This window comes from Bacteroidota bacterium, from assembly GCA_020402865.1.
Lineage (GTDB): Bacteria > Bacteroidota > Bacteroidia > Palsa-965 > Palsa-965.
In genome coordinates this window covers 154,534-177,036 of sequence record JADBYT010000010.1, presented here as the reverse complement: position 1 = coordinate 177,036, position 22,503 = coordinate 154,534, and the positions used below count along the sequence as shown (strand labels likewise).

Sequence of the window (22,503 nt, the reverse complement as noted above, 5' to 3'; positions counted from 1 at the left end):
TGTGGAGGATTTGACTGAAACATGCTCCTTTATCTATGAAATAACTATCAATTTACAGTGAATTGCGTTGTCTGAAATAGATGTCATATGCAGAAAAAAAGAGGCCGGTATTTTGCCGGCCTCTGGATTACTGGGTTTTGTTAACGATGTATAATGATTTCGCGCGTTTCGGTGTGCGAGCGGGTATAAATCTTTATCAGATAAGCCCCTTGCGGCAATTCGGCAATATTAAGCAGCGTAAGGCTGTTTTGGGGTTTGGTTTTCAACACCACCCGCCCGGTGAGATCAGTTATTTCAATCAGTTCTGCAACCTGATTGCTAACGGCTACCTGAATTTCATCGGATGCCGGGTTGGGATATACTGAAATTGATTCGCCGGAAAGCGCGGTTTCTTCGGCTTCTCCCTCCATGCGGCAGGGGAATGTGCTTACCGTAATCTGATCGGTAACTGAACATCCCGCAGCATCCGTAACGGTCAGTACATAGTTTACCGATGTGCAATGACGTACCCAGGGTGCCGGGCAACTGGTGGCCGTATGTGTGCCGCCATGCGAACAGGTAAGTCCTGTGGCCGGTGACCAGTTGTAGGTGTAAGGCGCAGTGCCTCCGCTTACTGTGGGAGCCATTGTGTAAAGTCCGTTGCAGCACATTGCATGATCGGCTCCGGCATTTACACTCAGCGTACTCACCGTTACCGTAACACTTGCAGCATCAGAAGGGCAGCCCGGAGCAGAACCAGTCACCGTATATACAGTTGTTGAAGCAGGACAGGCAGTGGGATTCGAAACACTTGTGCTGCTTAATCCGGCTGCCGGCGACCAGCTGTAAGCAGTAGCGCCCGAAGAAGTCAGACCCGTACAACCGCCCGGACAAAGCGAGGTGTTTGTGCCGGCAATTACGTTTGGCAGGCAACTCACCATAATTACCTGTTCGCTGATTGCCGATCCGCAATTGTTGTTCGCTACAAGTCGGATTTTATAATAGGCCGGGCAAGGGAAAAATGCTGGCAGCAAAGAGGTGAGATTCGCATTGCCCGCCGTTCCCGGTGTATTCCCCAAACTATTCCACGAACCGGTAAGTACACCCGCCGAGGTACAAGGCGCAAGACTCCACTGGTGACTGGTTTCGTTGGTTGCAGAACTTCCGTTAACAAGTATTGCCTCATTCGAGCAGTAAGGGGTGGTGGTGGTAAATGCTGCGGTGGGCGCAACTTCTACTGTTACATTTCGGCTGTAAGTAACAGTAGCACATCCATAATCTACATTACAAGTGATGGCGCCACTGCCGCCCGGCGAAACTCCGTTTTGCGAACCGTTGCCGGTTGCCGACGTGAAACAGGCTCCCGGTACACCATTGCTCAAAAAAGACCCCGCTGGCGCCGACCAGCTGAATCCGGTAGAACCCGTAAAACCGCAGTTTAATGTTACTGTGCTGTTTCCGTTTGAAAGTTTATAAATACCCGATGTGTTGTAGCAAAGTACAGGAGGCCCCGTTAGTGTAGGATTAAGGTTGCAGATAGAAATGTTATCCACTTTACCATAGGTAAGATTGGTAGTAACGCCATTTAATGGGAGATTGCCGATTTGCATGGAAGACAACCCGGTAATTGCGGCATTAATTGCAAAACAGGAACTGCCAATAGATACAGTACGTGCGGCATCAGAAAATAAACTGAGCTTACCTTGGGTGGGGCTTAGCCTTTGCAGCCGTGCATAAAAAGTGACTCCCTGCGCGCCTGCAGGAAGATTTATGTTTCCTGATGCAGTAGATGTAACGCTGCTTGTGGTGGAATAGCCGTATGCTCCCGTTCTTAATTTTCCCCCGGCAGTAATATACCAATCCGCACTGTTTGTGGATGCGATGGGTGATCTTGTCAGATAAACAGCAATTGTAGTAATGTTGGCAAATTCAATATTGGGCGGATTTCCATTGGGAATAAGTCTTCGGCCGCCAATATTTATCATCGGCGATCCAGCTTCGGTAAATCCAATCAGTGTGGCGCAAGGGCCAACCGATCCCGCATCAATCCTGAAGTCAAATTCACATGTCCAGCTGTTGTCACTTAATACCGGAATTGAATTGTTGTACACAAAACGGGGCAAGTAACCTGATGCAGCTCCGCTAAATGTAACCTGTGTTGAACTGATAGCTACTCCCGTATTTACTTGCGTCCAGCCTGCCGAACTGCTGAAATCATACGTGGTACATTGCGCATCTGCATATCCGGCCGTAAACAAACCGGCCAGCAGCAGCGAAAGCGATTTTAGCGTTTTTGTTGCTTTCATGGAAAATAATGAGTTGGTGAGCCGCCAAAATACGTGCAGCACAACCGCGTGTGTGTACTAAATGTAAATTCGCCGGGATGTAATGTAGATTCGGTGGGGTTAACTGTAAATTTGTTTACGGCAGATAATAACCGTACTGATGAACGGGTTTATTCATCAGTTTCTATGATACGAAATGCCAAGGGAAGGATCAGTTGCAGTTACACTCGCCGGTTGGAAACACTTTCAGCAGTTTCACGGTAGAGTCTTTCATGCAGGCGGAAAAATAGGCATCTACAAATTTTCCGTTTACCGGACAGGTAAGCAGGTATTCATGACAAGGTTCCTGCTGTGGTTTGCTGCGTGAAAGATCAACCTCCGCTTGTGGAATGGCTGCTTTGAGCTGATCAAGGGTAACACCTTCGCAGCCTAATTTGCAGAGTGCGGTGCTGTCGGTGCTGAATGTTTTTGCATTTACCAGCAGTGTGCGTACACGGCTGGCCGGTGTCCAGCCGTCGAGAATTTTATCGCCGTAGGCAACGTATAAAATCAGTACGCCCAGCCCGAAGCCAAAGCCATAGAGCATAATGCGGCGTTTCCAGGTCATTCGGTTCATCAGAGGGCAGCTACAAGCAGGTCAATGTCTTTCGACGGGAGATTGAACAATTCGCCGAGGTATTTATTGGTGAGAATGCCGTTGTAGAAATACACCCCGTTGCGCACACCCGAACTGTGGCGCAGCATATTGCCCAGCCCGCCCTCGTCGCCAATGTTCTGGAGAATAGGCGTGAAGATTGTGCTCAGTGCGTAGGATGCAGTGCGCGCCACGCGCGATGCAATGTTGGGCACGCAGTAATGCACCACACCATGCTTGCGGAAAACCGGACTGGTATGATTTGTTACGCGCGATGTTTCGAAACAGCCGCCCTGGTCTATGCTCACATCCACAATCACCGAACCGGTTTTCATGTCCTGCACCATTTCTTCCGTCACAATACAGGGTGTGCGCCCGCCCGATGCACGTATGGCACCAATGGCTACGTCGGCAGTTTTCAGATGCTTGGCCAGTACTTTGGGCTGTACGGTTGAAGTGAAAATGCGTGTGCCCAGTACATTCTGCAAACGGCGCAGGCGATATACCGAACTGTCGAATACCTTTACCGTAGCGCCCAGTCCGAGTGCGGCCCGTGCGGCATATTCGCCTACGGTGCCTGCGCCCAGAATCACTACTTCGGTAGGCGCCACACCGGCAATGCCGCCAAGTATGGAGCCCTGGCCGTTGTTTACGTTGCTCAGCAGCTCGGCCGCAATAAGTATGGAGGTGCCGCCTGCAATTTCGCCCATTGAGCGGATTACCGGAAACACACCGTCTTCGTCTTTTATCCACTCGTAAGCAATGGCCGTCACTTTTTTGTCCATCAGCTTGCGCACAAAGTTCTCAGGCTGTGCGGGCAGCTGCAGGGTAGAGAAAAGTATTTGCTTGGGCTGCATCAGCTCAATTTCTTCCAGCGAAGGCGGCGCTACTTTGAGAATGATCTCGCAGTTCTTGTACAGCTCTTCAGTGGTGTAGGCAATGCGGGCACCGTGTTCGCTGTAATCGTTATCCTGAAAGTTGGCGTTTTTGCCGGCACCGGTTTCCACCATTACTTCGTGCCCCTGGTTCACCAGCAGTCCCGCATCATCGGGCACCAGCGAAACGCGGTTTTCCTGAAAAGTAATTTCTTTTGGAATGCCAATGCGCAAACTGCCCTTCTTGCGGGCTACTTCCAGCATTTCTTCCTGAGGCATCAGTGCGCCCTTGGTGAGCGACAAAAGCACATCGCGCGAAGTTTTCATACGGGTGTGTTCAACAGCAGGTGTGTGTTACAGGCCGGTAGGCCTGTCTCAAGGGTTGAAGGTACGAAGAAAAACTACAGGAGAGAGAAGTGATCGTTAACTAATTCTGTACCTCATCGGTGTATTTAAGCCGCGTCTTCAATTTGTGCTTCACGGTATCTTATTACAAGATGAATGCCCATTTCTCTTCCCGAGATACTTGCGTAGTAAGAACTTTTACCAATAGTTTCTCCATTCGATGCTTTCACCAAGAAATACAATTTACCATTCGATGCAGTTTTGCGAATAAATGCAGTTTCACTAACTGCATTAAGCGCAATGGATTGAATACCATTTCTACAAGCCTGCTTGGTGCTGTAACCCTCACTTTGCAAAATAATGTGGTCGTTATCAGTTATTAGTTTGAACTGATATTCGCCATTTGATCGTTTTGTAATGAGGTATTTACTCATAATTCAAATATACTGTATTCAAATATTCTTACATAGACATACTTATTGTCAATTTAATAATTATAGATCAATAGGGAGTTTCGAGAAAAAATAACGGGTTATTTAACCCTCATCACTCTCAACTCCCCCGCAATCTCCAAAAACACATTCACACAATCATCCGGCAGCAATTCCTCCGCACGCTCCGGCCATTCAATAAAACAAAACTCACCGCTCCACACCGCTTCTTCAAGCCCTGCATCAAATGCTTCCTGCGCATTGCGCAGCCGGTACAAATCAAAATGATGCACCGGCCCGTGCGCACTTTCGTAGGTGTTCACCAGCGCAAACGACGGACTGCTCGTGTGATCTTTCACACCCAGCGCAACGCATAATGCTTTTATAAACGTGGTTTTACCAGCGCCCAGCTGCCCGTGAAAAGCAAATACACGCGCATTTGGAAAAGCGGCAAGCAAAGCCGCTGCCATTTCATCCAGCTGCAACAAGGCAAACGGACCAAGCTCAAAACCACTCATCGCGGACTCAGCGTGATGTACGGAATAATCATTTCCTCCAGCGAAATACCGCCGTGCTGAAACGTGTTGCGGTAGTAGCTCACGTAGTGGTTGTAGTTGTTCGGATAGGCAAAAAACATATCCTGCCGCGCAAAAATGTAGGCACTGCTCACATTGTTCTTCGGCAAAAACACATCGGCCGGGTTGCGTACTTCAAACACATCGCGCTTCACATAGTCCAGACTTTTGCCCTGTTTGTAGCGCAGGTTGGTGTTCACGTTGCGGTCGCCAACTACTTTCGACGGCTCGGTCACTTTTATCGTGCCGTGGTCGGTAGTAATTACAAGGCGGCATTTTTTCTCAGCCACCAAACGGATTATATCATGCAGCGGCGAATGCTCAAACCACGATTGTGTGATGGAACGGTAAGCCGCATCATCATCGGCAAGCTCGCGTATTACTTCCATCTCCGTGCGTGCGTGCGAGAGCATGTCCACAAAGTTGTACACAATCACATTCAGCTTGTTTTGCATCAGGTTGTTTATGTTCTCCACCAGCTTTTTGCCGGCGCCGTAGTTGGTTACCTTGTGGTACGAGAACTTCACATCGCCGCTTATGCGCTTCAGGTTGGCGGCAAGGAATTCTTCTTCGTGCAGATTTTTTCCGCCCTCATCATCATCATTCTTCCACAACTGCGGAAAACGTTTTTCAATTTCCGACGGCATCAGTCCGGCAAACAGCGCATTGCGCGCATACTGTGTGGCAGTGGGTAAAATGCTGTAAAACAACTCCTCGTTGTCCACCTTAAAGTATTGCGAAATTACCGGCTGCAGCACTTTCCACTGATCGTAACGGAGGTTATCAATCAGCACAAAAAACGTAGTGCCGTCTTTTTCCAGTTGCGGAGCCAGTTTGTTTTTCAGCAGCGTATGCGAAAGTACCGGCGCATCCTTGTCTTTGCCGTTCAGCCAGTTTATGTAGTGCTGCTCAATAAATTTTCCAAACGCCACATTGGCTTCACGCTTCTGCATGGTCAGCACTTCATACATGCTCTGGTCGTCAGACTTGTCCAGTTCCAGTTCCCAGAACACAAGCTTTTTATATACTTCGCCCCACTCGGTGTGCGTAAGCCGGTCGCTCAGGGTCATGCCTATGCTGCGGAATTCCTGCTGGTAGCCGCTGGTTGTTTTTTCGCTGATCAGACGGCGGTTGTCGAGAATTTTTTTCAGCGAGAGCAGAATCTGGTTCGGATTCACCGGCTTAATCAGGTAGTCGGCAATTTTCGAACCTATGGCATCTTCCATCAGATTCTCTTCTTCGCTTTTGGTAATCATCACCACCGGCAAATCGTTGCGCACGGCTTTCAGGCGGGTAAGCGTTTCAAGACCCGAAAGGCCGGGCATATTTTCGTCCAGAAAAACAATATCAAATTCCTGTTTGCCGATAAGCTCAAGTGCTTCGGTACCGCTGTTGGCGGTGGTTACATTATATCCTTTCTCTTTTAAAAAAAGCAGATGCGGTTTCAGCAGATCAATTTCGTCGTCTGCCCAGAGTATTTGTGCCTGATCCATAAAGTAGTTTGCGTGGCGTGAATTAGTGCAACGCTTTTCAAAGATAGTTATTGTTTGGCAGATGAATGGGGCGGTATGAAGGAGCGAATCATAAGTGCAATAAATAACCGGTAGTTCCTGTCTTCCGCTATACTCCTCGCCCCCAAACTAAAAAACAAATCAAAATCGCTTAACTCTGCGAGAGTTATAAACTCTCGCAGAGTTAAACAACCGCTGTTTTTTAGTTTGGGGGCTGCGGGGTGCCGCTACAGCCAGGGCTAGGATAAATACCACCTGTGTTTCAAACTACATGTGTTATACTAAACTAAAGCATCCTGCCACAAAGTGCACCCGCCAGAATCTGCCGTAAGCCTCGCCGGCATACCCAGCCGCAGCGCCACATTGCGGCTTTCGTGCCCGGCCGGAAAACCAAAGGCCACCGGATAATCATACTCACGCACAGCGTCAAGAATTATTTCCCCGGCTGTTTTGCCAAAGGGCACCGTGTTGTCTTTCATATCGCTCATGCCGCCCACAAGCAGTCCGGCCAATCCGCTCAGGTGCCCTGCACGCTTCAGGCTCAGCAGCATGCGGTCTATGTGGTAGAGGTACTCGTCGAGATCCTCGATGAAAAGTATTTTGCCCCTTGTATTCACGGCCGATGCACTTCCGTTGAGCGCATACAGCAGCGAGAGGTTGCCGCCCGTAAGTACGCCTTCCGCAATGCCTGCGCGGTTAGGCACAGCGGTGGTGTTTGCCGCGGTGTAGTGCAGCGTGCGTCCGCAAAGCGCGTCCACCAGCGTGCGCACCGACTCTGCATCTTTGCCAAAGTTGATGGGCATGGTGCAATGCAGCGTGGCATGGTCCAGCGTGTGCAGGTGGCTGTGCAGCACAGTTACATCGCTGTAGCCGGCTATCCATTTCGGATGTGGCTCAAGCGCAGTAAAGTTGAGACGGTCCACAATACGCAGCGTGCCGTAGCCGCCGCGTGCGCTGAGTATGCAGTGCACATCGGGCGCATTTATCCAGTGCTGCAAATCGGCGGTGCGCGCGGCATCGCTGCCCGAGAACTGGTTTTCGGCGCCAAACAAGGCTTCGTTGTAAACTACGCGAAAGCCGTAATCGCGCAGCATTCCGGCCGCAGGCTCCACTTCCTCGCGGGCAATTTTGCGGGCCGGGGCAGCTATGGCAATGGTATCGCCGGGTTTCAGAAAAGGCGGTGTCCGTTTCGGATTCAACTCCATACTTTTTACGTAAAGCTGATTGATCCGAAAAGTAGGCACAAATCTTCAACCTGCAATTTCAACCGCGGGTGCCGTCATTTCCGCACTGCCTTTCTGTTCGTGCAGCCGCAGGCTTTCCTTCGCAATTTTGCCCGCAGCCACATCCCGCAAAAAAGCTTCCGTTTCGGGCAAACAATTCCAAAGTTGCGCCCAGCTTTCCAGCACAAAATAATCGGTTTGTATGGCATCGTTGCGGAAAGGCATGCTCAGCACAGCCTGCACCGAAAAATCGTGCCGTTTCACCTGCGCATCGTGCATCACATAATTCGTTTCGCCAAACGACGAAAGTAATCCTGCTCCGTAAATTCTTACCTCGCCGGCTTCGCGTATCAGCCCGAATTCAATCGTAAACCAGTAAAGCCGCTCAAGCAAAGCCAATGCAGTTGCATCATGCTTCCACCGCAGCCCAAGCTGCCCGAAACGGCAGGCAAAATCGGCATACTCCCCGTGGTAGAACAGCGGAATGTGCCCGAAAATATCGTGAAACATATCGGGCTCTTCCAGGTAATCGAGCTGATGCCGCTGCCGCAGCCAGGTGGATGAACAAAACCGCCGGAGGGCAAGCAGTTCCATAAATTCCGTAACAGGTATTATACCCTTTACCACTTCCACCTCCCAGCCGGTAGCCGCATTCAGGTGCGGACTAAGCACCGAAAAATCGGGCACTTCGCCGGCTTTCAGTGCCGATTGGTTTATGCATTCAAGATACTCGCGGCAGGCTTTATCCTGTAGCGAAGCCAGCTGGCGTGTAAACAGGATTTCCCATACTTCGTGGTCGTCGCGGGTGTAGCGGTTCCAGTGCTGAATCATTTTACGTTTCATTTTTTGGTTTGATGATTGATTGGAAACACCCGGCAGAAAGGCAAAAAAATAACCCGGCCTTTCGAACCGGGTTGTGACTGATATAGATAAACTATTACACACCGGGTTCGGGAACCTGGTAGTAATAATATGAGTTAGCGGCAGTGAGCATAAATTTCATACGGCAAATATAGAGGCATTTTATGATTAACGCCAAATCAGCACTGTTATTTTTTACGGTATTGCCTGTTAATTCAGGCATTTCGGCAATTCCTTATCTTTGTCAGCTATATCCTCTGATATTTATCCGCAGTTTATGTCTCAACCCAAACGCTATACCGTAACCGCCGCACTCATTTATGCCAACGGGCCCATTCACATCGGGCACCTGGCCGGCTGTTACCTTCCTTCCGATATTTATGTGCGCTACCTCCGCCTCAAGGGCGAAGACGTGCTTTTTGTAAGTGGTACCGACGAACACGGCGTGCCCATTATGATACGCGGTTTTATGGAAAAAAAATCGCCGCAGGAAGTGGTTGATCAGTACTATCAGGTAATTGATAAGTCGTTTAAAGATTTCGGTATCGAATTCGATATTTATTCGCGCACCAGCAAACCGGTACACCATCAGTTTTCGTCGGAGTTCTTTACCACACTATACGACAAGGGCTATTTCACCGAAAAACTTACCGAGCAGAATTACGACGAAACCGCAAAAATGTTTCTCGTAGATCGTTTCATTGTAGGCACCTGTCCGCATTGCGCCAACCCGAAAGCCTACGGCGATCAGTGCGAAAAATGCGGCTCTGACCTCAGCCCTGATGAACTCATCAATCCACACTCGGCGCTATCAGGCACACCGCCGGTAAAGAAAGAAACCACCAACTGGTTCCTGCCGCTCGATCAGATGCAGCAGCAGCTTGAAGAATACATCGGCAAGCATACCGAGTGGAAAACCAACGTAGCCGGCCAATGTCGTGGCTGGCTTAAACAGGGGCTGCATCCCCGCGCCATGACGCGCGATCTTAACTGGGGCGTACCCGTGCCGCTGCCCAATGCCCAGGGCAAAGTAATGTATGTGTGGTTTGATGCGCCCATTGGCTACATCACCGCATCAAAAGAATGGTTTGAGCAGCCCGACACACGCAAAACACTCACCTACGGCGGAAAGCCGCTGGGCAATTCGTGGGAGCCTTACTGGAAAAACGCCGATACCAAACTCGTGCACTTCATCGGCAAAGACAATATTGTTTTTCATTGCCTCATTTTCCCGGCCATGCTCATGGCACACGAAGGGTATGTGCTGCCCGACAATGTGCCTGCCAACGAGTTCCTGAATCTCGAAGGCGACAAAATTTCCACTTCGCGCAACTGGGCCATCTGGCTGCACGAGTACCTCGAAGAAATGCCCGGCAAGCAGGACGAACTCCGCTACGTACTCACTGCCACCAGTCCCGAAACCAGCGACAGCGATTTCACCTGGGCCGATTACGAAGCGCGCGTAAACAACGAGCTCACGGCCGTGTTCAGCAATTTTGTGCACCGCACTATGGTGCTCACGCACAAGAACTACGCGGGCAAAGTACCGTCGGCCGAAAGATACACGCGGGAAGATCTGTTGCTGCTCGAAGACATTGCCAAATTCCCGGCCCGCATTGGTGCTGCTATCGAGAACTACCGCTTCCGCGAAGCGCAGCAGGAAGTAATGGGGCTGGCAAGGCTTGGCAACAAGTATTTGTCAGACAATGAGCCGTGGAAGAATCCGGATCCGGAGCGCGTAAAAACCATTCTCAACGTATCGCTGCAGGTATGTGCGTGTCTGAGCATTGTGTGCCAGCCGTTCCTGCCGTTTACGTCGGAGAAGCTGCGCCGCATGCTCAACATCGGCGCCATGAACTGGAACAATGCGTTAAGCACAAACCTGCTTGCCGAAGGGCATCAGCTCAACGAGCCGGTAATGCTCTTTGCAAAAGTTGATCCGGCGCTGCTCAAAAATCAGCTTGCCAAGCTCGATGTAATCCGCAAAGAGCTGGAAGAAAAACGCAAAGCCGATGACGCTGCGCAGAAAGCCCGCGAAAAAGGCAACGCCGCAACACCCGCTACCGACACAAAAGCCATGGAACCCGCCAAAGCCGAAACCACATTCGATGCGTTTTCGCAAATGGACATCCGCATCGGCACCATCACTGCTGCCGAGCGCGTTCCCAAAAGCGACAAACTCCTCAAACTCACGGTTGACACTGGTCTCGATACACGCACCGTGCTTTCGGGCATCGCCAAATACTTTGCGCCCGAAAATATCATCGGCCAGCAGGTAACCATTCTTGTGAACCTTGCTCCGCGTAAAATGATGGGCGTAGAATCGCAAGGCATGATTCTCATGGCCGAGAATAGCGCCGGAGAATTGAGTTTTGTAGTGCCGGGTTCGGGTGGAGTGAATAATGGTAGTACGGTGAGGTAAATGCTATGTTTGGGTTAGTTAATCTGTTTTTATTTATAAGGGGAATTTTCAAATCGACAGCTGCAAAAGGTGCCGATAAGCATCATCCTGAGTTTGCGATGTCAAGGGTGCTGAAATTTCAAAATGGGATGCTGAACCTGAGGCAGGTTTTCGATTCCAGGCTCGAAAATTATTTCTACGCCAGTTTGCCTGCTCATGTAAGTGTTCATCAAATACATGAGCATATTTCCAAATTAATTTCGTCTCCTCCAACACAGCCTTATCTGAGAATATACTATGTGTTGCCACTTTCTGAATCCGAGTGGTTGTTGTGCTGTACAGTTAGATGGATAGATGCAGCTTCTTCGGGATTGGGTGCTGTAGTTACATATCCAAATGCTGGATATGCAGAGCTTGCAGTTCGAGTTACAGCAGATAGAAAACAAATTCGTATTAATGGGGCTGATTACAAAACTAATGAAGAAAGAGGTGGGCTTCAACAGGCCGCATACCATGTAGTTTCAGGTTTGTTGGGGAAAAAGTAACTTGTACCAATGACATCACTCGAACAATTCATCACCGGCATACCCAAGTCCGAACTCCACCTCCACATCGAAGGCTCGTTCGAACCCGAACTCATGTTTGCCATTGCACAACGCAACGGCATTTCGCTTAAATACAAATCGGCCGAGGAAGTGAAGGAAGCGTACAAATTCAGCAACCTCCAGGACTTCCTCGATATTTACTACGCCGGTGCGGGCGTGTTGTTGCACGAGCAGGACTTTTACGACCTCACCCGCGCCTATCTGCTCAAGTGCAAAGAGCAGAACGTGGTACACACCGAAATTTTCTTCGATCCGCAAACGCATACCGATCGCGGTGTGGCATTCGACACGGTGATAAACGGCATCTGGCGTGCATTGCGCGAGGCCGAGGCAGAATGGGGCATTACCTCACTGCTTATTATGTCGTACCTGCGGCATCTAAGCGAGGAATCGGCGTTTGAAACCTTGCAGCACGGCATTCGTCACAAAGACAAAATTGTGGCCGTGGGGCTTGATTCTTCGGAGAAAGGCAATCCGCCATCCAAATTCGAGCGTGTCTTTGCTGCTTCTCGCGAGGCTGGTTTCCTTACCGTGGCACACGCCGGCGAGGAAGGCCCGGCCGAATACATTCACGAAGCATTAAACCTGCTGCACGTTTCGCGCATCGACCACGGCAACCGCTGCCTCGACGATGAACAGCTCGTGCAGCGACTGGTGCAGCTGAAAATGCCGCTCACACTTTGTCCGCTTTCAAACGTGGCCCTGCGCGTTATTCAGCGCATGGAAGAACATCCTGTAAAGCGCATGCTTGCACTCGGCCTTCACGCCACCATTCATTCTGATGATCCGGCTTACTTTGGCGGTTACATGAACGAGAATTACCTCGAAACCGCCCGCGCACTCAATCTTACTAAAGAAGATGTGCTGCAGCTTGTTATCAACTCGTTCGAAGCCGGTTTCGATAGCGAAGCACAGAAAGCTAAGAATAGTGCAGCCGCCAGAGCTTACTATGAAAAGCATCGCAGTTAATACATGTATTCATCTCGGCCGAATCAGGTAACATACACGAATATTGATTCCCAGATCAGGTGTAAAGCGTTCTTTCAGATCATATTTTCTGTTGAATATACTCGATGCAACACCATCAAAATCCTGCATGATCTGATCGTTTTGCGATTCAGAAAACCCATACAGATCCTGATCCCGGTATCTTACACCCAGCCATATTCCCGCTTCAATATCAATATTGCGCAATAACACTTCACGATAACCGTAACCAATCCGGAAATGCTCTGTATGCAGATGATAACGTCCTTTATACGAATACAATAAACTATCATTAGCGTCTTTTACATACGTTAAATTACTGTAGCGATAATTCATTGCGCCAATTTGTAAACCCATCCAGCTGTATGAATTACCTGTTATAGTTTTGGGCAGCACTCGTTTTATTTCAATAAATGTGCTTACACCTCTGGGCTTTTTCATTCGCTTGCTGGGAATACCGTAAAGTGTAAGCTGTGCTCCGGCCATCCAGTCATTACCAAGTGTTTGAATAAAACCGGCACGCAGCCCCGACGGACTGCCAAATCGCATGGCGTAAAGCGGATCGACGTAAAGTGTCAACCCTTTTCGCCAGCTTACGGTGTCAATCTGCGCGTAGATTTCGGTGTTTGCAAACTGTAAAAAGAAAAAGCAAAACAGAATTTTTCGCATAACAGGAATTATTACGCTGCAAATGACCTTAATCCGGCACGAAATAACAAATTGAAATCTTCCGGTATGACAGGTGTTTTTGGCATTTATCCCCAAAAGACTGATGTGTTATTGCATTTTTTGCATTCACCACCACGGATTGCACAGGAGTGTGTAAATTTACATTCTGTTCTGGCCCCGTAGTTCAATGGATAGAATAGAAGTTTCCTAAACTTTTGATACAGGTTCGATTCCTGTCGGGGCTACAAAATCAGAGCGGAGAAACAGAGCAGAGAGCGGATTATTTTTCTCCGCTCTCGTTCTGTTTCTCCGCTCTCTCGTTCCTTGTCTCTCCGCTCTCGTTCTGTTTCTCCGCTCTCTCGTTCCGTTTCTCTACGCTCTCGTTCTGTTTCTCCGCTCTCTCGTTCCTTTTCTCTCCGCTCTCGTTCTGTTTCTCCGCTCTCTCGTTCCTTTTCTCTCCGCTCTAGTTCTGTTTCTCCGCTCTCTCGTTCCTTGTCTCTCCGCTCTCGTTCTGTTTCTCCGCTCTCTCGTTCCTTTTCTCTCCGCTCTCGTTCCGTTTCTCCGCTCTCTCGTCCCTTTTCTCTACGCTCTCGTTCTGTTTCTCCGCTCTCTCGTTCCGTTTCTCCGCTCTCTATTCAGAATATTAGTTTCCTAAACTTTTAATACAGGTTCGATTCCTTTTTTTTTCGAACGTTTACTTGGCGAGCTGCAGGTAATCAAACATTTTTTTAATGATCAGATTTTGTGGCATTTCGTTGCTTTCAGTAAGTCTGAAATGACCTGCATTACCCAGCTTAGGTTCAAATGCACTAATCCATGCCTGCGCTATCGGATCGTTTGGGGCTTGATTTGGCCAGCTGCCCGAGAAGGTTGAAACAACAGCCTCATTGTAAGGAATCTGATACACATAGTGTGCATTACTTTTTGTAATTGTATTTAACTGAACCACAAAATCAGTTGGTGGCCACGGCGACTCCGGTGCCGGATTTATTTTGCAGCCGCACATCATAGTTACAGTGGCACCCGCACTCAATGTACTGCCCGAAAGCACAGCATTAACGTTTGAAATACACAGTCCGGGAATTTCAACAACAATGCCTTCGGGGTAAAACGGGGTGCCAATAGCTGTATCCGGCAAAACCGTTATCAACGTCATGGTGCAGGCCGCCTGATCGGGATATGATAAAGGCCCGGCTGCAACCAGCCAGAATTGTGTAGGTTCTGAAATATTTACTGAAAGTGTAATGCCTACCGTATTCTGATCGGTAGCAAACGGATTGCAGCGGGCAACCGGATTCATGAGTGTGGCTGGGCCAGCCTCAACCGGTGATGCAGTGTTGGTTAAACCTCCCGCAACAATTGTTTGAAGCGATGCATCAAACAAAACTATGGCTGCACTGTGCTTGTTACTGTTGGCGGCATCCGGCCCCAGATATTTTCCACCTCTTGCAGCCGGACGGATAAGAATGTTTGTTGGGTTCATTTGTGTTGGTTTGTTTGGGTTAATACATAGTCAGACTATTAAAAACAACCCGGTTTTTGTTCAATGCAATACCTCCAAATTAAATCAGATGGAATTTTACAGAATAGCATCTTGTCATACTGATTTAATAGGCTAATCCGGGCCGGGTCTTCAAATGGGTCTGTTTACAGCTGATGCCAGATAATTGAATTTTACGAATGTATAGGATCAATTGCTTATTATGCGCGTATAAATACGTGATTATTGTTGAATGTATGTATATGCTGGCATCTTTGAATACAAGCTGATTGCCAGTTATACCGTATCAATATATTTGAAATATGAACACACTCTTTTCGTTTAAAAAAAGGTATTCTCTGCAGGCGCCTGTCTTTTCCATCAAGTCTAAAATTGCTGTACTTGCAGTCATAGCGTTATTCATATTTACCTCTCATGTTAATGTTCAGAATCCGGCTAATCCATCGGAAACGGCGTTTGTTAATTTCAGCCTGGGAAGTAACAGCATGTCTTCTACAGCACCCCATTCCGTTACGCTATACGGCTGTAACACTATTATTTCGGGCAACGGTTATTTATGGAATACCGCCAATCAGGTGTTGTCGGGCATTCCTTACGGCTGGCAGACTGATACGATAAACGGAAAGCCAACGAAGTATTACGTTTCCAAGTATTACATTTCTTCCCCGCCGGTTTTCGATGTAAAAAAAGAAAATGATCCGGGTACACTATATGATATCGGCCTGGTTATTCCAGACGAATTTGAGCTGGCGGGTAAAAAGCCTGTTCAATTGGTTTATCTTAATTACAATATTTTGAAACCAGTTCAGATCAAATATTTTGATGTCAGCTTTGATCAATCATTTAAAGAAAACGGACAAGATGTTGTGCCATTTAAGGTAGCGTGTGCCGATTTTCCGTGGTTGGATAAAAACAAGATTGCCGGTGCTGAAGGCGCCTCCGGTATTGGGTCATTGGATACAAATTCGGGCAAACCCGAAAGACTTTTTTTGCCTTATTACACAACCGTTAGCCAGCCAGCCGGTAATTCCCTGCCTTTAACAGACACTACATTTTTAGATTGCCGCGTTACAATTCTTAATGATATTCTTTTATACAACGAAGTTTTTTTTGTGCTTGAGGCTAAAAGCGGAAAAAAAACATACGCCACCAGCATTAATCTTAAAGATTTTAAAGATGAAGATATTACCATTACGCTGCATTGTAAAAAACGAAAGAGTCCGCCCTGTGGCTGTGTGGAGCCGGGAATGGGGAATAAGGGTAAATAATCAGGGGAATTACAGATACGACCGGTGGATATGAAAAGAGGCTGTCTCAATCCTTTTAAGACAGCCTCCCTTTTCATAACTACAAAACAATTCACTTAGTTTCATCATAAAAAATCAGGAGCAGTAATGCTTAAATTACTGCTCCTGATTCAACTTTATCCGATCATACATACTGCGCCGGAACCCCAGGTAATATTGTTTGAAATAGTAATACCTGCTGTTACATCGGCTGCACTTACCTTGCAGCACATATTATAAGAGGGTGCGGGGCCCTGAATCAGCAAATCAACACCGGGCGTAACAGAAACAGTTGCTGAAGCTGGAGTTTGATCTGAAGTTGCAGCTGCTACACTACCCATCACATGTCCATTCTGTACCACTACAATGCTGCTTGAAGTGGAATAGTTTTCTACGGTCACCGAAACAACTGTGGTTGATATGGGACAGGCTACACCTGATCCCCAGTCAACTGCTGTTGTAAACGTCATGCCATCGGTTACAGAAGCGGCAGGTACATCGCAAAGTGCAATCCATGTGGGCGAAGATTCTGTTCCGCTGTTTCCCAAAACAGAAATTGTATGACCGCTAACCACATGAATATTCGCACTTGTGGGAACTATGGGAGGTCCCTGGCTGGAAGCGGCTCCTACTTTGCCAATTACACCACCCTGCTGAATGATCAGTACACTATTACTTGAATAGTTGCTTACAGTTACTGTGCTGTCGGGTACGAGATAGGTTTTGAGAGGCAACAGATCAGGCCAGCTGAGTGAAATCGAGCTCATACCGGGAGGCGTTGTTGAAGATGGTGCAGTGACCGGAACCATTGGAGTCGTTTCTGCATCAGGGACAGAAATAGCAGATACATTACTAAACTGTGTAGCAAGATTAGTATCACCGTCAGTAAATTGCGGGCTAAGGCTATTATCGTTATTCACAGTGTAAATTCCATAGCCTGCACCTTCATCGATTAACTGAAACGCAATTTGTCCGGAGAGTTGCTTGTAGTATGTTTCGGTGCCGGGATACAATGTGGGCACGTCATTCCAGCTGCGTGCAGCATTGGGTTGGGGAAGACCTCCTGATTCGGTGAGAAATGCGGGGACAGGATATTTCGGCGCCTCATTATTTGCAAGCCCAGAATAAGCCACTGATGCCTGCCCGCTTCCCGATACATAGCGGTAGCTGTTGATACCGATGAAATCCATAATTTTGTCTGCATTGCCCGAAGTATAAAATTGAGCAATAATATCGGTGCCAATTATTCCTTGCTGATACGCATTCGGGTTGCCGGTTCCCCACGAAGATTCAGGCCCGTCCTGCATGGCAACACCTACGGGGATCTGTCGGTAGTTATTCCCTTTTATGTGATTCTTAATATCCCGTGCAAATGATTTCATTGACTGTGCTACAGTGTATTGCAGCGTAACAGTTGCGGTTACCACTTCGGCGTCTGAAAGAGCAGGGTTAGCAGACTTAATGTTTGACGCCATTTGTCCGGGAAATTCTACTTCGTTTCCTACTGAAAAGCAAAATGTATTGTTATAATTCTGAAACTCGTCAACAACCCTCGCCGCATGCACAAATGTAGCCTGCGTATATTCTCCGGTCATCTGGTTTACCGAATTATAGGAAGTTGCCAGTCCCACCATTACATAAATATTATTCTTTTCGAGCAGCTTCATGGTTTTGCCGTGGCTGCGGTTGGGATCAACCTGATACACACGTACACAATTTACATTAAGTGATACCAGCTTTGGAATCACATCATTGGCCATAAATTCCGCATGCTCGTCAGAGAGAATATCTTCAATATTTTGCAGTTTGGTATTCAATACTGCATTGGCCGATAAGGCAATACCCCTTACCATAAACCGTGAGGTGCCGCACATGAATTGTTTTCCCTGGATTGTAATTGGTTGAATGCTCATATTTAATGTTTAAGAAGATGAAAATATGTGTCTGGAACTGTCAGAGCCTGTTAGGATTTTCTTACAAATGATTTTGGTTTTTCAGTTTTTTCGACTGACTAATTCTTCAAAATCATAGCCCAATAAGATTGTCTGACAGTTTGCATGTTGAGCAGAAGTTTTTCATTTCAGATGATCAACTTCCTGATTGCTTTTTGCTAACGGGCTCTTAAACTATTTTGCAGGAGGTGTACCTGCTACATTTCGTGTTACAGTAACTGCAAATAGTTTGTTTGATGCCGATGAGTTACTCTGTCCATTATTATTAGCAGCACCGGCTATGATTCCGCCAAACACATAGCCAATTACCACTGGCTGGTTGGCAGGCAGCGCATCAAAATCAACAATGCCGTAGGTGGCGTTGTACATCGGTGCATTGGCAGCTTCGATAAACACACTTTCGGCACCGTAAAATTTATTGTCGCTGGCAGTCATTAGTGCCGATTCGGTTGTGTATGTAGTAGTGTTGGGTGTAAGGTTGTGTGAAACCGTAATCACCTTTTTAGTAAAGCTGGCATTGTTGCTATCCGCTGCATTTTCCACAATACCGCCAAAAATGGTGGTGTACATTTTGTTTGAACTTTTGCTGTACAAAGCAAGGTTTGCAGCCGAGTAGTTGTTGCTGTATTGGTGTGAAGTATCCACTGAATATGTGGCGGTTTGTCCGTTCACACTCACATAAATGGGGTGATTAAACGGTGTGCCATTGCCCGAAGTAAATACGCCGCCATAAATTGAAATGCCTAAGTTGCCATTTGTCTGCATTCCGGGAGCCACTACCAGATCACGGCGGCGGAATTGTGTGGTGCTATCGGGCAGGCCGTCGGTAATGGTTTGGTAGCTGGCGGTGTTGAGGCTTATGCTGGTAGTTGTTTGTGTGATGGTGAATGAATGTACGGCATCAAGATATTCCTGCAAACCGGGTGGCGGCGTATTGGCATTGTACGCGCCCTGATAGCGGTGGCCTACTGTGAGGTAGAAACGCCCGTTAATTTTAAACAGTTCGCCACCGGTGGCACACACAAAATTGTCCTGCGCCGCATACACTACTGAACTGCGCAACTGCGCGCCACTGTGACTTTTTACTGCCGCCACCATTTGCGATACCATTACACGCGAAAATGTACTGTCGGTGATAAATGTACTGTCGTTTGGTGAAGTGTATGTAGCTCCATAACCACCGCAGAGATAAAGCGAATCGCCGTCTTGTGTGTGCTGGATATTGGTAAACGAAAACTGATCCTTCAAAGCGGCCGGCAAACTATCCACACTCATACTGTCGAGCGTATGCGTGGATAATGTGTAGGCATAAATCCATTTATTGGCTTTCTTGCGAGGGAAAGCATCATTTCCATCATTGGGAAAACCATGAAATCCATTTGTACGTCCGCCAATAAATAACCACGCATCGTTGGTTTGCCCAAATACAAACGATTGCAGCGCCGGGAGGTTGGGAAATGTGTCGATTTGAGAAATGGTGTAGGAGAGTGTGGTCTCACCTGTTTGGGTATTGTTTCCGGGATTATCCGAACAGCCTTGCACAAAAAGTGCTGTGGCAAATATCGCAGGGAAGAATTTTTTCATTGTGTGCGTTTTTTTTTGAGGTTGGTTTATGCCAAAGAACAATTATCTCTGTGGCATACACAATCAAAACAGCCATTATTTGATCCAATTACAGCAAAACGGGCAATTCTACGTATGGGCGAAAGGTACTTTTCCGCTGGTTGAACTGTGGTTGTTTGGCTGAATACGCGCAACAGCAGCTGGCTGATGGTATGCTCATATTTACAGGAGTATTAGGAACACGTTATTGACTTCGTATGAAGTGAGGGAATTACCGAGGAAAAAATATTGCCCTGCTTATGTGGCTTGTATTTCGGGATCAAAGCCAAGAAGGAGGTGTGTTTTTAATATCGGGGTTAAATTGGGGTTAATCCCTTTTAATCTGATATTAAAGCAAGCTGTGCAAAGTGTACCTTCGCCGAAATTTTGTCGGAAATGCTGCAATTATTGGATCCTGTTGTACTGTTTTTTATGCTTGGTGTATTTGCCGGGCTCATTAAATCAGACCTTCGTATTCCGCAATCGTTCCACAATACGCTCAGCATTTATCTTCTTCTTTCAATTGGGATAAAGGGAGGAATTGAACTCTACAAAAATGCCTCCTCCGATCTTCTTCTTCCTGCGTTAGGCACCATTTTTCTTGGTTTACTGATTACGTTTCTTGCATTTTACATTCTGTATCGTGTCGGCCGGTTTGATAAGAACAATGCCATTGCCATTGCTACACATTATGGTTCAGTAAGTGCGGTTACATTTGCAGTGGTGCTCAATTACCTGCACGAACAGAAAATCGGCTACGAAGAGTTTTGTACGGTGCTGCTTGTACTGCTCGAAATTCCATCTATAGCGGCTGGTGTAGCCATGGCGCGCATGAATAACCGCAGTGAGCCTGCCAAACTAGGGAAAGTGGTGCACGAAGTACTTTTCGGGAAAACCATTTTACTGCTGCTGGGAGGCTTGTTTATTGGTTGGGTAACTGCTTATACCGACAATAAGGCGCTCAACTTTTTCTTCTTCGACCTATTTAAAGGTTTCCTCGCCATCTTCATGCTGGAAATGGGGATTGTGGCCGCTGAGAAAACGCGTTTGCTAAAAAAGGTAGGGCCGTTTCTGCTTGGTTTCGGAGTAGGTATGCCCATAATTTCGGCCATGCTGGGAATTGTGATGGGCTGGCTTACGGGCCTTTCAGTGGGTGGTGCAATTGTGTTGGCCACTATGGCCGCAAGCGCATCGTATATAGCTGCGCCTGCGGCTATGAAAATTGCAATTCCCAGAGCACGTCCAACGTTGTATCTTACCTCCGCGCTGGGAATTACGTTTCCGTTTAACGTAATTATCGGTATTCGCATTTACCATGCTATTGCTGTATGGTTTTATGGGTTGGTGAGTTAATTCCCTGTTTTTATACCTGCACAGTCTTCCATTTTCCTTTCCTGAACCACCACCACGCACACAGCGCAATAGCTGTTTCGGCAATCGGGATGGCTGCAAAAATTCCGGTTACATCGGTGTGAAATAATTTAGTGAGCAGATACGCCAGCGGAATCTGGAAAAGCCAGAAGCAGAAAAAGTTAATGAGCGTAGGTGTGCGCGTATCGCCTGCACCGTTTAGTGCCTGTGTCATTACCATGCCAATGCCATAAAATACATAGCCCATTCCGATTATCCGCAAGGCTTCTGCGCCATAAGCAGCCACGGCAGCATCTTGTGTAAAAATACCAATGATGGGTTCGGCAAAGCACACAAAAAGTAAGGTTACAAATGCCATGAAAATGACATTATACTTTGCGGTAAGAAACACGCTTTCCTCAGCACGTGCCGGAAGTCCCGCTCCCAGATTTTGCCCTACCAGTGTAGCAGCAGCATTGCTGAGCCCCCAGGCCGGAAGAATGAAAAACACCACATTGCGAATAGCGATCTGATAACCGGCTGATGCGGTTGTGCTGCCGGTTTCGGCCACCAGACGGGCAAGTACAATCCAGCTTCCGCTGGCAATGATAAACTGAAATGTAGCCGGCCAGGCAATATTCACAATGCTTTTAACCACATCACGGTCAAAACCAAAACTGCTGCGCTGCATTTTCAGCATACCTTTTCCTTTAAACAGCTGATAAAGTTGATACAGCACACCCGACCCGCGACCAATAACCGTAGCCACCGCAGCACCTTTTAACCCCATCCATTCAATAAACAGCGGACAAAGAATAATATTTATCAAACTGCCCAGCCACAGGCTTTTCATGGCCATGGCTGCATCACCTGCACCCCGGAAAATTCCGTTTATCAGAAACAGAAAAATTACCGTGGGACTTCCCGCCATCATAATTTTCGTGAAAATTACTCCATCGGCAATCACTGCTTCCGAAGCGCCCATGAGCCGCAATATATCTTCGGCAAAAATGAAACCTGCAATGGCAATTCCCACCGATACATATAACGAAAGCATAATTGCCTGCATGCCTGCATGTGCAGCATCTTTCTCATTTTTTTCGCCCACCCGCCGCGCTACAATAGCCGTAGCTGCTGTGCTCAATCCTATAGCCAGTGAGTAAACCAATGTAACTACTGCCTCTGTAAGACCTACCGTGGCTATTGCATTCTCGCCTAGCTTACCCACAAAAAACATATCCACCACTGCGAAAATGCTCTCCATGGCCAGCTCTAAAATCATTGGTACTGCAAGCAGAAATACGGCTAAACGAATGCTTCCTTGGGTAAAATCCTGCTCACCGCCACTTACTGACTGACGAATGAGCGCAAAAAACTTTTTAATGCCCGTTTTTGACATAATTGAAAAAGAAATAAATGTATTGAAGCATC

Annotated in this window: 18 protein-coding genes and 1 tRNA gene; 6 read left to right on the top strand and 13 right to left on the bottom strand. The window is 47.5% G+C overall.

Translation table 11 applies throughout. The features are described 5' to 3' along the window. Nucleotides 1–140: 140 nt before the first annotated feature. The 8 genes from IM638_08805 to IM638_08770 all read right to left on the bottom strand — a co-directional run bounded on the left by IM638_08805 (nucleotide 141) and on the right by IM638_08770 (nucleotide 8,701). Entirely contained in the window at nucleotides 141–2,285 is a 2,145-nt protein-coding gene (locus IM638_08805; GenBank protein ID MCA6363125.1) for a T9SS type A sorting domain-containing protein, read from the bottom strand. A gap of 190 nt (nucleotides 2,286–2,475) precedes the next feature. Beyond that, nucleotides 2,476–2,880, bottom strand: a complete 405-nt coding sequence (locus IM638_08800) for a hypothetical protein (protein ID MCA6363124.1) — start codon at nucleotides 2,878–2,880, stop codon at nucleotides 2,476–2,478. Further along, a complete protein-coding gene (locus IM638_08795; protein MCA6363123.1) occupies nucleotides 2,880–4,100 on the bottom strand; it encodes an alanine dehydrogenase in 1,221 nt (406 codons plus the stop codon). Before IM638_08795 ends, IM638_08800 begins: the two co-directional genes overlap by 1 nt. A 125-nt stretch (nucleotides 4,101–4,225) precedes the next feature. After that, nucleotides 4,226–4,552, bottom strand: coding sequence for a YegP family protein (locus IM638_08790; GenBank protein ID MCA6363122.1), 327 nt, complete (start codon nucleotides 4,550–4,552; stop codon nucleotides 4,226–4,228). Between the two features lie 98 nt (nucleotides 4,553–4,650). Next, nucleotides 4,651–5,067, bottom strand: a complete 417-nt coding sequence (gene tsaE, locus IM638_08785; protein MCA6363121.1) for a tRNA (adenosine(37)-N6)-threonylcarbamoyltransferase complex ATPase subunit type 1 TsaE — start codon at nucleotides 5,065–5,067, stop codon at nucleotides 4,651–4,653. Beyond that, a complete protein-coding gene (locus IM638_08780) occupies nucleotides 5,064–6,617 on the bottom strand; it encodes a bifunctional response regulator/alkaline phosphatase family protein (GenBank protein ID MCA6363120.1) in 1,554 nt (517 codons plus the stop codon). The genes tsaE and IM638_08780 overlap by 4 nt, the downstream gene beginning before the upstream one ends. 299 nt (nucleotides 6,618–6,916) lie before the next feature. Continuing rightward, nucleotides 6,917–7,840, bottom strand: coding sequence for an LD-carboxypeptidase (locus IM638_08775; GenBank protein ID MCA6363119.1), 924 nt, complete (start codon nucleotides 7,838–7,840; stop codon nucleotides 6,917–6,919). A gap of 45 nt (nucleotides 7,841–7,885) precedes the next feature. Then, nucleotides 7,886–8,701, bottom strand: coding sequence for a phenylalanine 4-monooxygenase (locus IM638_08770; GenBank protein MCA6363118.1), 816 nt, complete (start codon nucleotides 8,699–8,701; stop codon nucleotides 7,886–7,888). A gap of 295 nt (nucleotides 8,702–8,996) precedes the next feature. On the opposite strand from IM638_08770, the gene metG reads away from it, so the two are divergent. From metG to IM638_08755, 3 genes are read left to right on the top strand one after another with little or no spacing between them, the layout of a single operon-like run. After that, nucleotides 8,997–11,141, top strand: a complete 2,145-nt coding sequence (metG, locus tag IM638_08765; protein MCA6363117.1) for a methionine--tRNA ligase — start codon at nucleotides 8,997–8,999, stop codon at nucleotides 11,139–11,141. Nucleotides 11,142–11,146: 5 nt separating this feature from the next. After that, the gene (locus tag IM638_08760) at nucleotides 11,147–11,665 is read left to right on the top strand and encodes a hypothetical protein (GenBank protein MCA6363116.1); all 519 of its coding nucleotides are present in this window, start codon (nucleotides 11,147–11,149) and stop codon (nucleotides 11,663–11,665) included. A gap of 9 nt (nucleotides 11,666–11,674) precedes the next feature. Further along, entirely contained in the window at nucleotides 11,675–12,694 is a 1,020-nt protein-coding gene (locus IM638_08755; GenBank protein MCA6363115.1) for an adenosine deaminase, read from the top strand. 9 nt (nucleotides 12,695–12,703) lie between these two features. Here IM638_08755 and IM638_08750 read toward each other — a convergent pair whose 3' ends face one another. After that, the gene (locus IM638_08750; protein ID MCA6363114.1) at nucleotides 12,704–13,381 is read right to left on the bottom strand and encodes a hypothetical protein; all 678 of its coding nucleotides are present in this window, start codon (nucleotides 13,379–13,381) and stop codon (nucleotides 12,704–12,706) included. 173 nt (nucleotides 13,382–13,554) lie between these two features. Between IM638_08750 and IM638_08745 the strand changes: the two genes are divergently transcribed. After that, nucleotides 13,555–13,626: transfer RNA gene (locus IM638_08745), tRNA-Arg, on the top strand. A gap of 449 nt (nucleotides 13,627–14,075) precedes the next feature. On the opposite strand, the gene IM638_08740 is transcribed toward IM638_08745, so the two are convergent. Beyond that, complete coding sequence (locus IM638_08740; protein MCA6363113.1) at nucleotides 14,076–14,864, bottom strand: hypothetical protein; 789 nt, start codon at nucleotides 14,862–14,864, stop codon at nucleotides 14,076–14,078. Between the two features lie 320 nt (nucleotides 14,865–15,184). On the opposite strand from IM638_08740, the gene IM638_08735 reads away from it, so the two are divergent. Continuing rightward, nucleotides 15,185–16,150 carry a hypothetical protein gene (locus tag IM638_08735; GenBank protein ID MCA6363112.1) on the top strand — a complete coding sequence of 322 codons (966 nt, stop codon included), beginning with the start codon at nucleotides 15,185–15,187 and terminating at the stop codon, nucleotides 16,148–16,150. A gap of 155 nt (nucleotides 16,151–16,305) precedes the next feature. Here the strand turns inward: IM638_08735 and IM638_08730 are convergent, their stop codons facing one another. Continuing rightward, nucleotides 16,306–18,081, bottom strand: coding sequence for a hypothetical protein (locus IM638_08730; protein MCA6363111.1), 1,776 nt, complete (start codon nucleotides 18,079–18,081; stop codon nucleotides 16,306–16,308). 213 nt (nucleotides 18,082–18,294) lie between these two features. Next, entirely contained in the window at nucleotides 18,295–19,704 is a 1,410-nt protein-coding gene (locus tag IM638_08725; GenBank protein MCA6363110.1) for a hypothetical protein, read from the bottom strand. 414 nt (nucleotides 19,705–20,118) lie between these two features. On the opposite strand from IM638_08725, the gene IM638_08720 reads away from it, so the two are divergent. Next, nucleotides 20,119–21,075: a sodium-dependent bicarbonate transport family permease gene (locus tag IM638_08720; protein ID MCA6363109.1), complete on the top strand. Its 957-nt coding sequence runs from the start codon at nucleotides 20,119–20,121 to the stop codon at nucleotides 21,073–21,075. A gap of 10 nt (nucleotides 21,076–21,085) precedes the next feature. Here the strand turns inward: IM638_08720 and IM638_08715 are convergent, their stop codons facing one another. Further along, the gene (locus IM638_08715) at nucleotides 21,086–22,471 is read right to left on the bottom strand and encodes an MATE family efflux transporter (GenBank protein MCA6363108.1); all 1,386 of its coding nucleotides are present in this window, start codon (nucleotides 22,469–22,471) and stop codon (nucleotides 21,086–21,088) included. Between the last annotated feature and the right edge of the window lie 32 nt (nucleotides 22,472–22,503).

Bases quoted from the DNA above. Each gene is read 5' to 3' on its own strand.
- IM638_08755 (MCA6363115.1), top strand. From the start codon at position 11,675: ATGACATCACTCGAACAATTCATCACCGGCATACCCAAGTCCGAACTC.
- IM638_08760 (MCA6363116.1), top strand. From the start codon at position 11,147: ATGTTTGGGTTAGTTAATCTGTTTTTATTTATAAGGGGAATTTTCAAA.
- IM638_08750 (MCA6363114.1), bottom strand. From the start codon at position 13,381: ATGCGAAAAATTCTGTTTTGCTTTTTCTTTTTACAGTTTGCAAACACC.
- IM638_08790 (MCA6363122.1), bottom strand. From the start codon at position 4,552: ATGAGTAAATACCTCATTACAAAACGATCAAATGGCGAATATCAGTTC.
- IM638_08740 (MCA6363113.1), bottom strand. From the start codon at position 14,864: ATGAACCCAACAAACATTCTTATCCGTCCGGCTGCAAGAGGTGGAAAA.
- IM638_08730 (MCA6363111.1), bottom strand. From the start codon at position 18,081: ATGAGCATTCAACCAATTACAATCCAGGGAAAACAATTCATGTGCGGC.
- IM638_08715 (MCA6363108.1), bottom strand. From the start codon at position 22,471: ATGTCAAAAACGGGCATTAAAAAGTTTTTTGCGCTCATTCGTCAGTCA.
- IM638_08805 (MCA6363125.1), bottom strand. From the start codon at position 2,285: ATGAAAGCAACAAAAACGCTAAAATCGCTTTCGCTGCTGCTGGCCGGT.
- IM638_08800 (MCA6363124.1), bottom strand. From the start codon at position 2,880: ATGAACCGAATGACCTGGAAACGCCGCATTATGCTCTATGGCTTTGGC.
- metG (MCA6363117.1), top strand. From the start codon at position 8,997: ATGTCTCAACCCAAACGCTATACCGTAACCGCCGCACTCATTTATGCC.
- IM638_08735 (MCA6363112.1), top strand. From the start codon at position 15,185: ATGAACACACTCTTTTCGTTTAAAAAAAGGTATTCTCTGCAGGCGCCT.
- IM638_08725 (MCA6363110.1), bottom strand. From the start codon at position 19,704: ATGAAAAAATTCTTCCCTGCGATATTTGCCACAGCACTTTTTGTGCAA.
- IM638_08775 (MCA6363119.1), bottom strand. From the start codon at position 7,840: ATGGAGTTGAATCCGAAACGGACACCGCCTTTTCTGAAACCCGGCGAT.
- IM638_08770 (MCA6363118.1), bottom strand. From the start codon at position 8,701: ATGAAACGTAAAATGATTCAGCACTGGAACCGCTACACCCGCGACGAC.
- IM638_08780 (MCA6363120.1), bottom strand. From the start codon at position 6,617: ATGGATCAGGCACAAATACTCTGGGCAGACGACGAAATTGATCTGCTG.
- IM638_08720 (MCA6363109.1), top strand. From the start codon at position 20,119: ATGCTGCAATTATTGGATCCTGTTGTACTGTTTTTTATGCTTGGTGTA.
- tsaE (MCA6363121.1), bottom strand. From the start codon at position 5,067: ATGAGTGGTTTTGAGCTTGGTCCGTTTGCCTTGTTGCAGCTGGATGAA.
- IM638_08795 (MCA6363123.1), bottom strand. From the start codon at position 4,100: ATGAAAACTTCGCGCGATGTGCTTTTGTCGCTCACCAAGGGCGCACTG.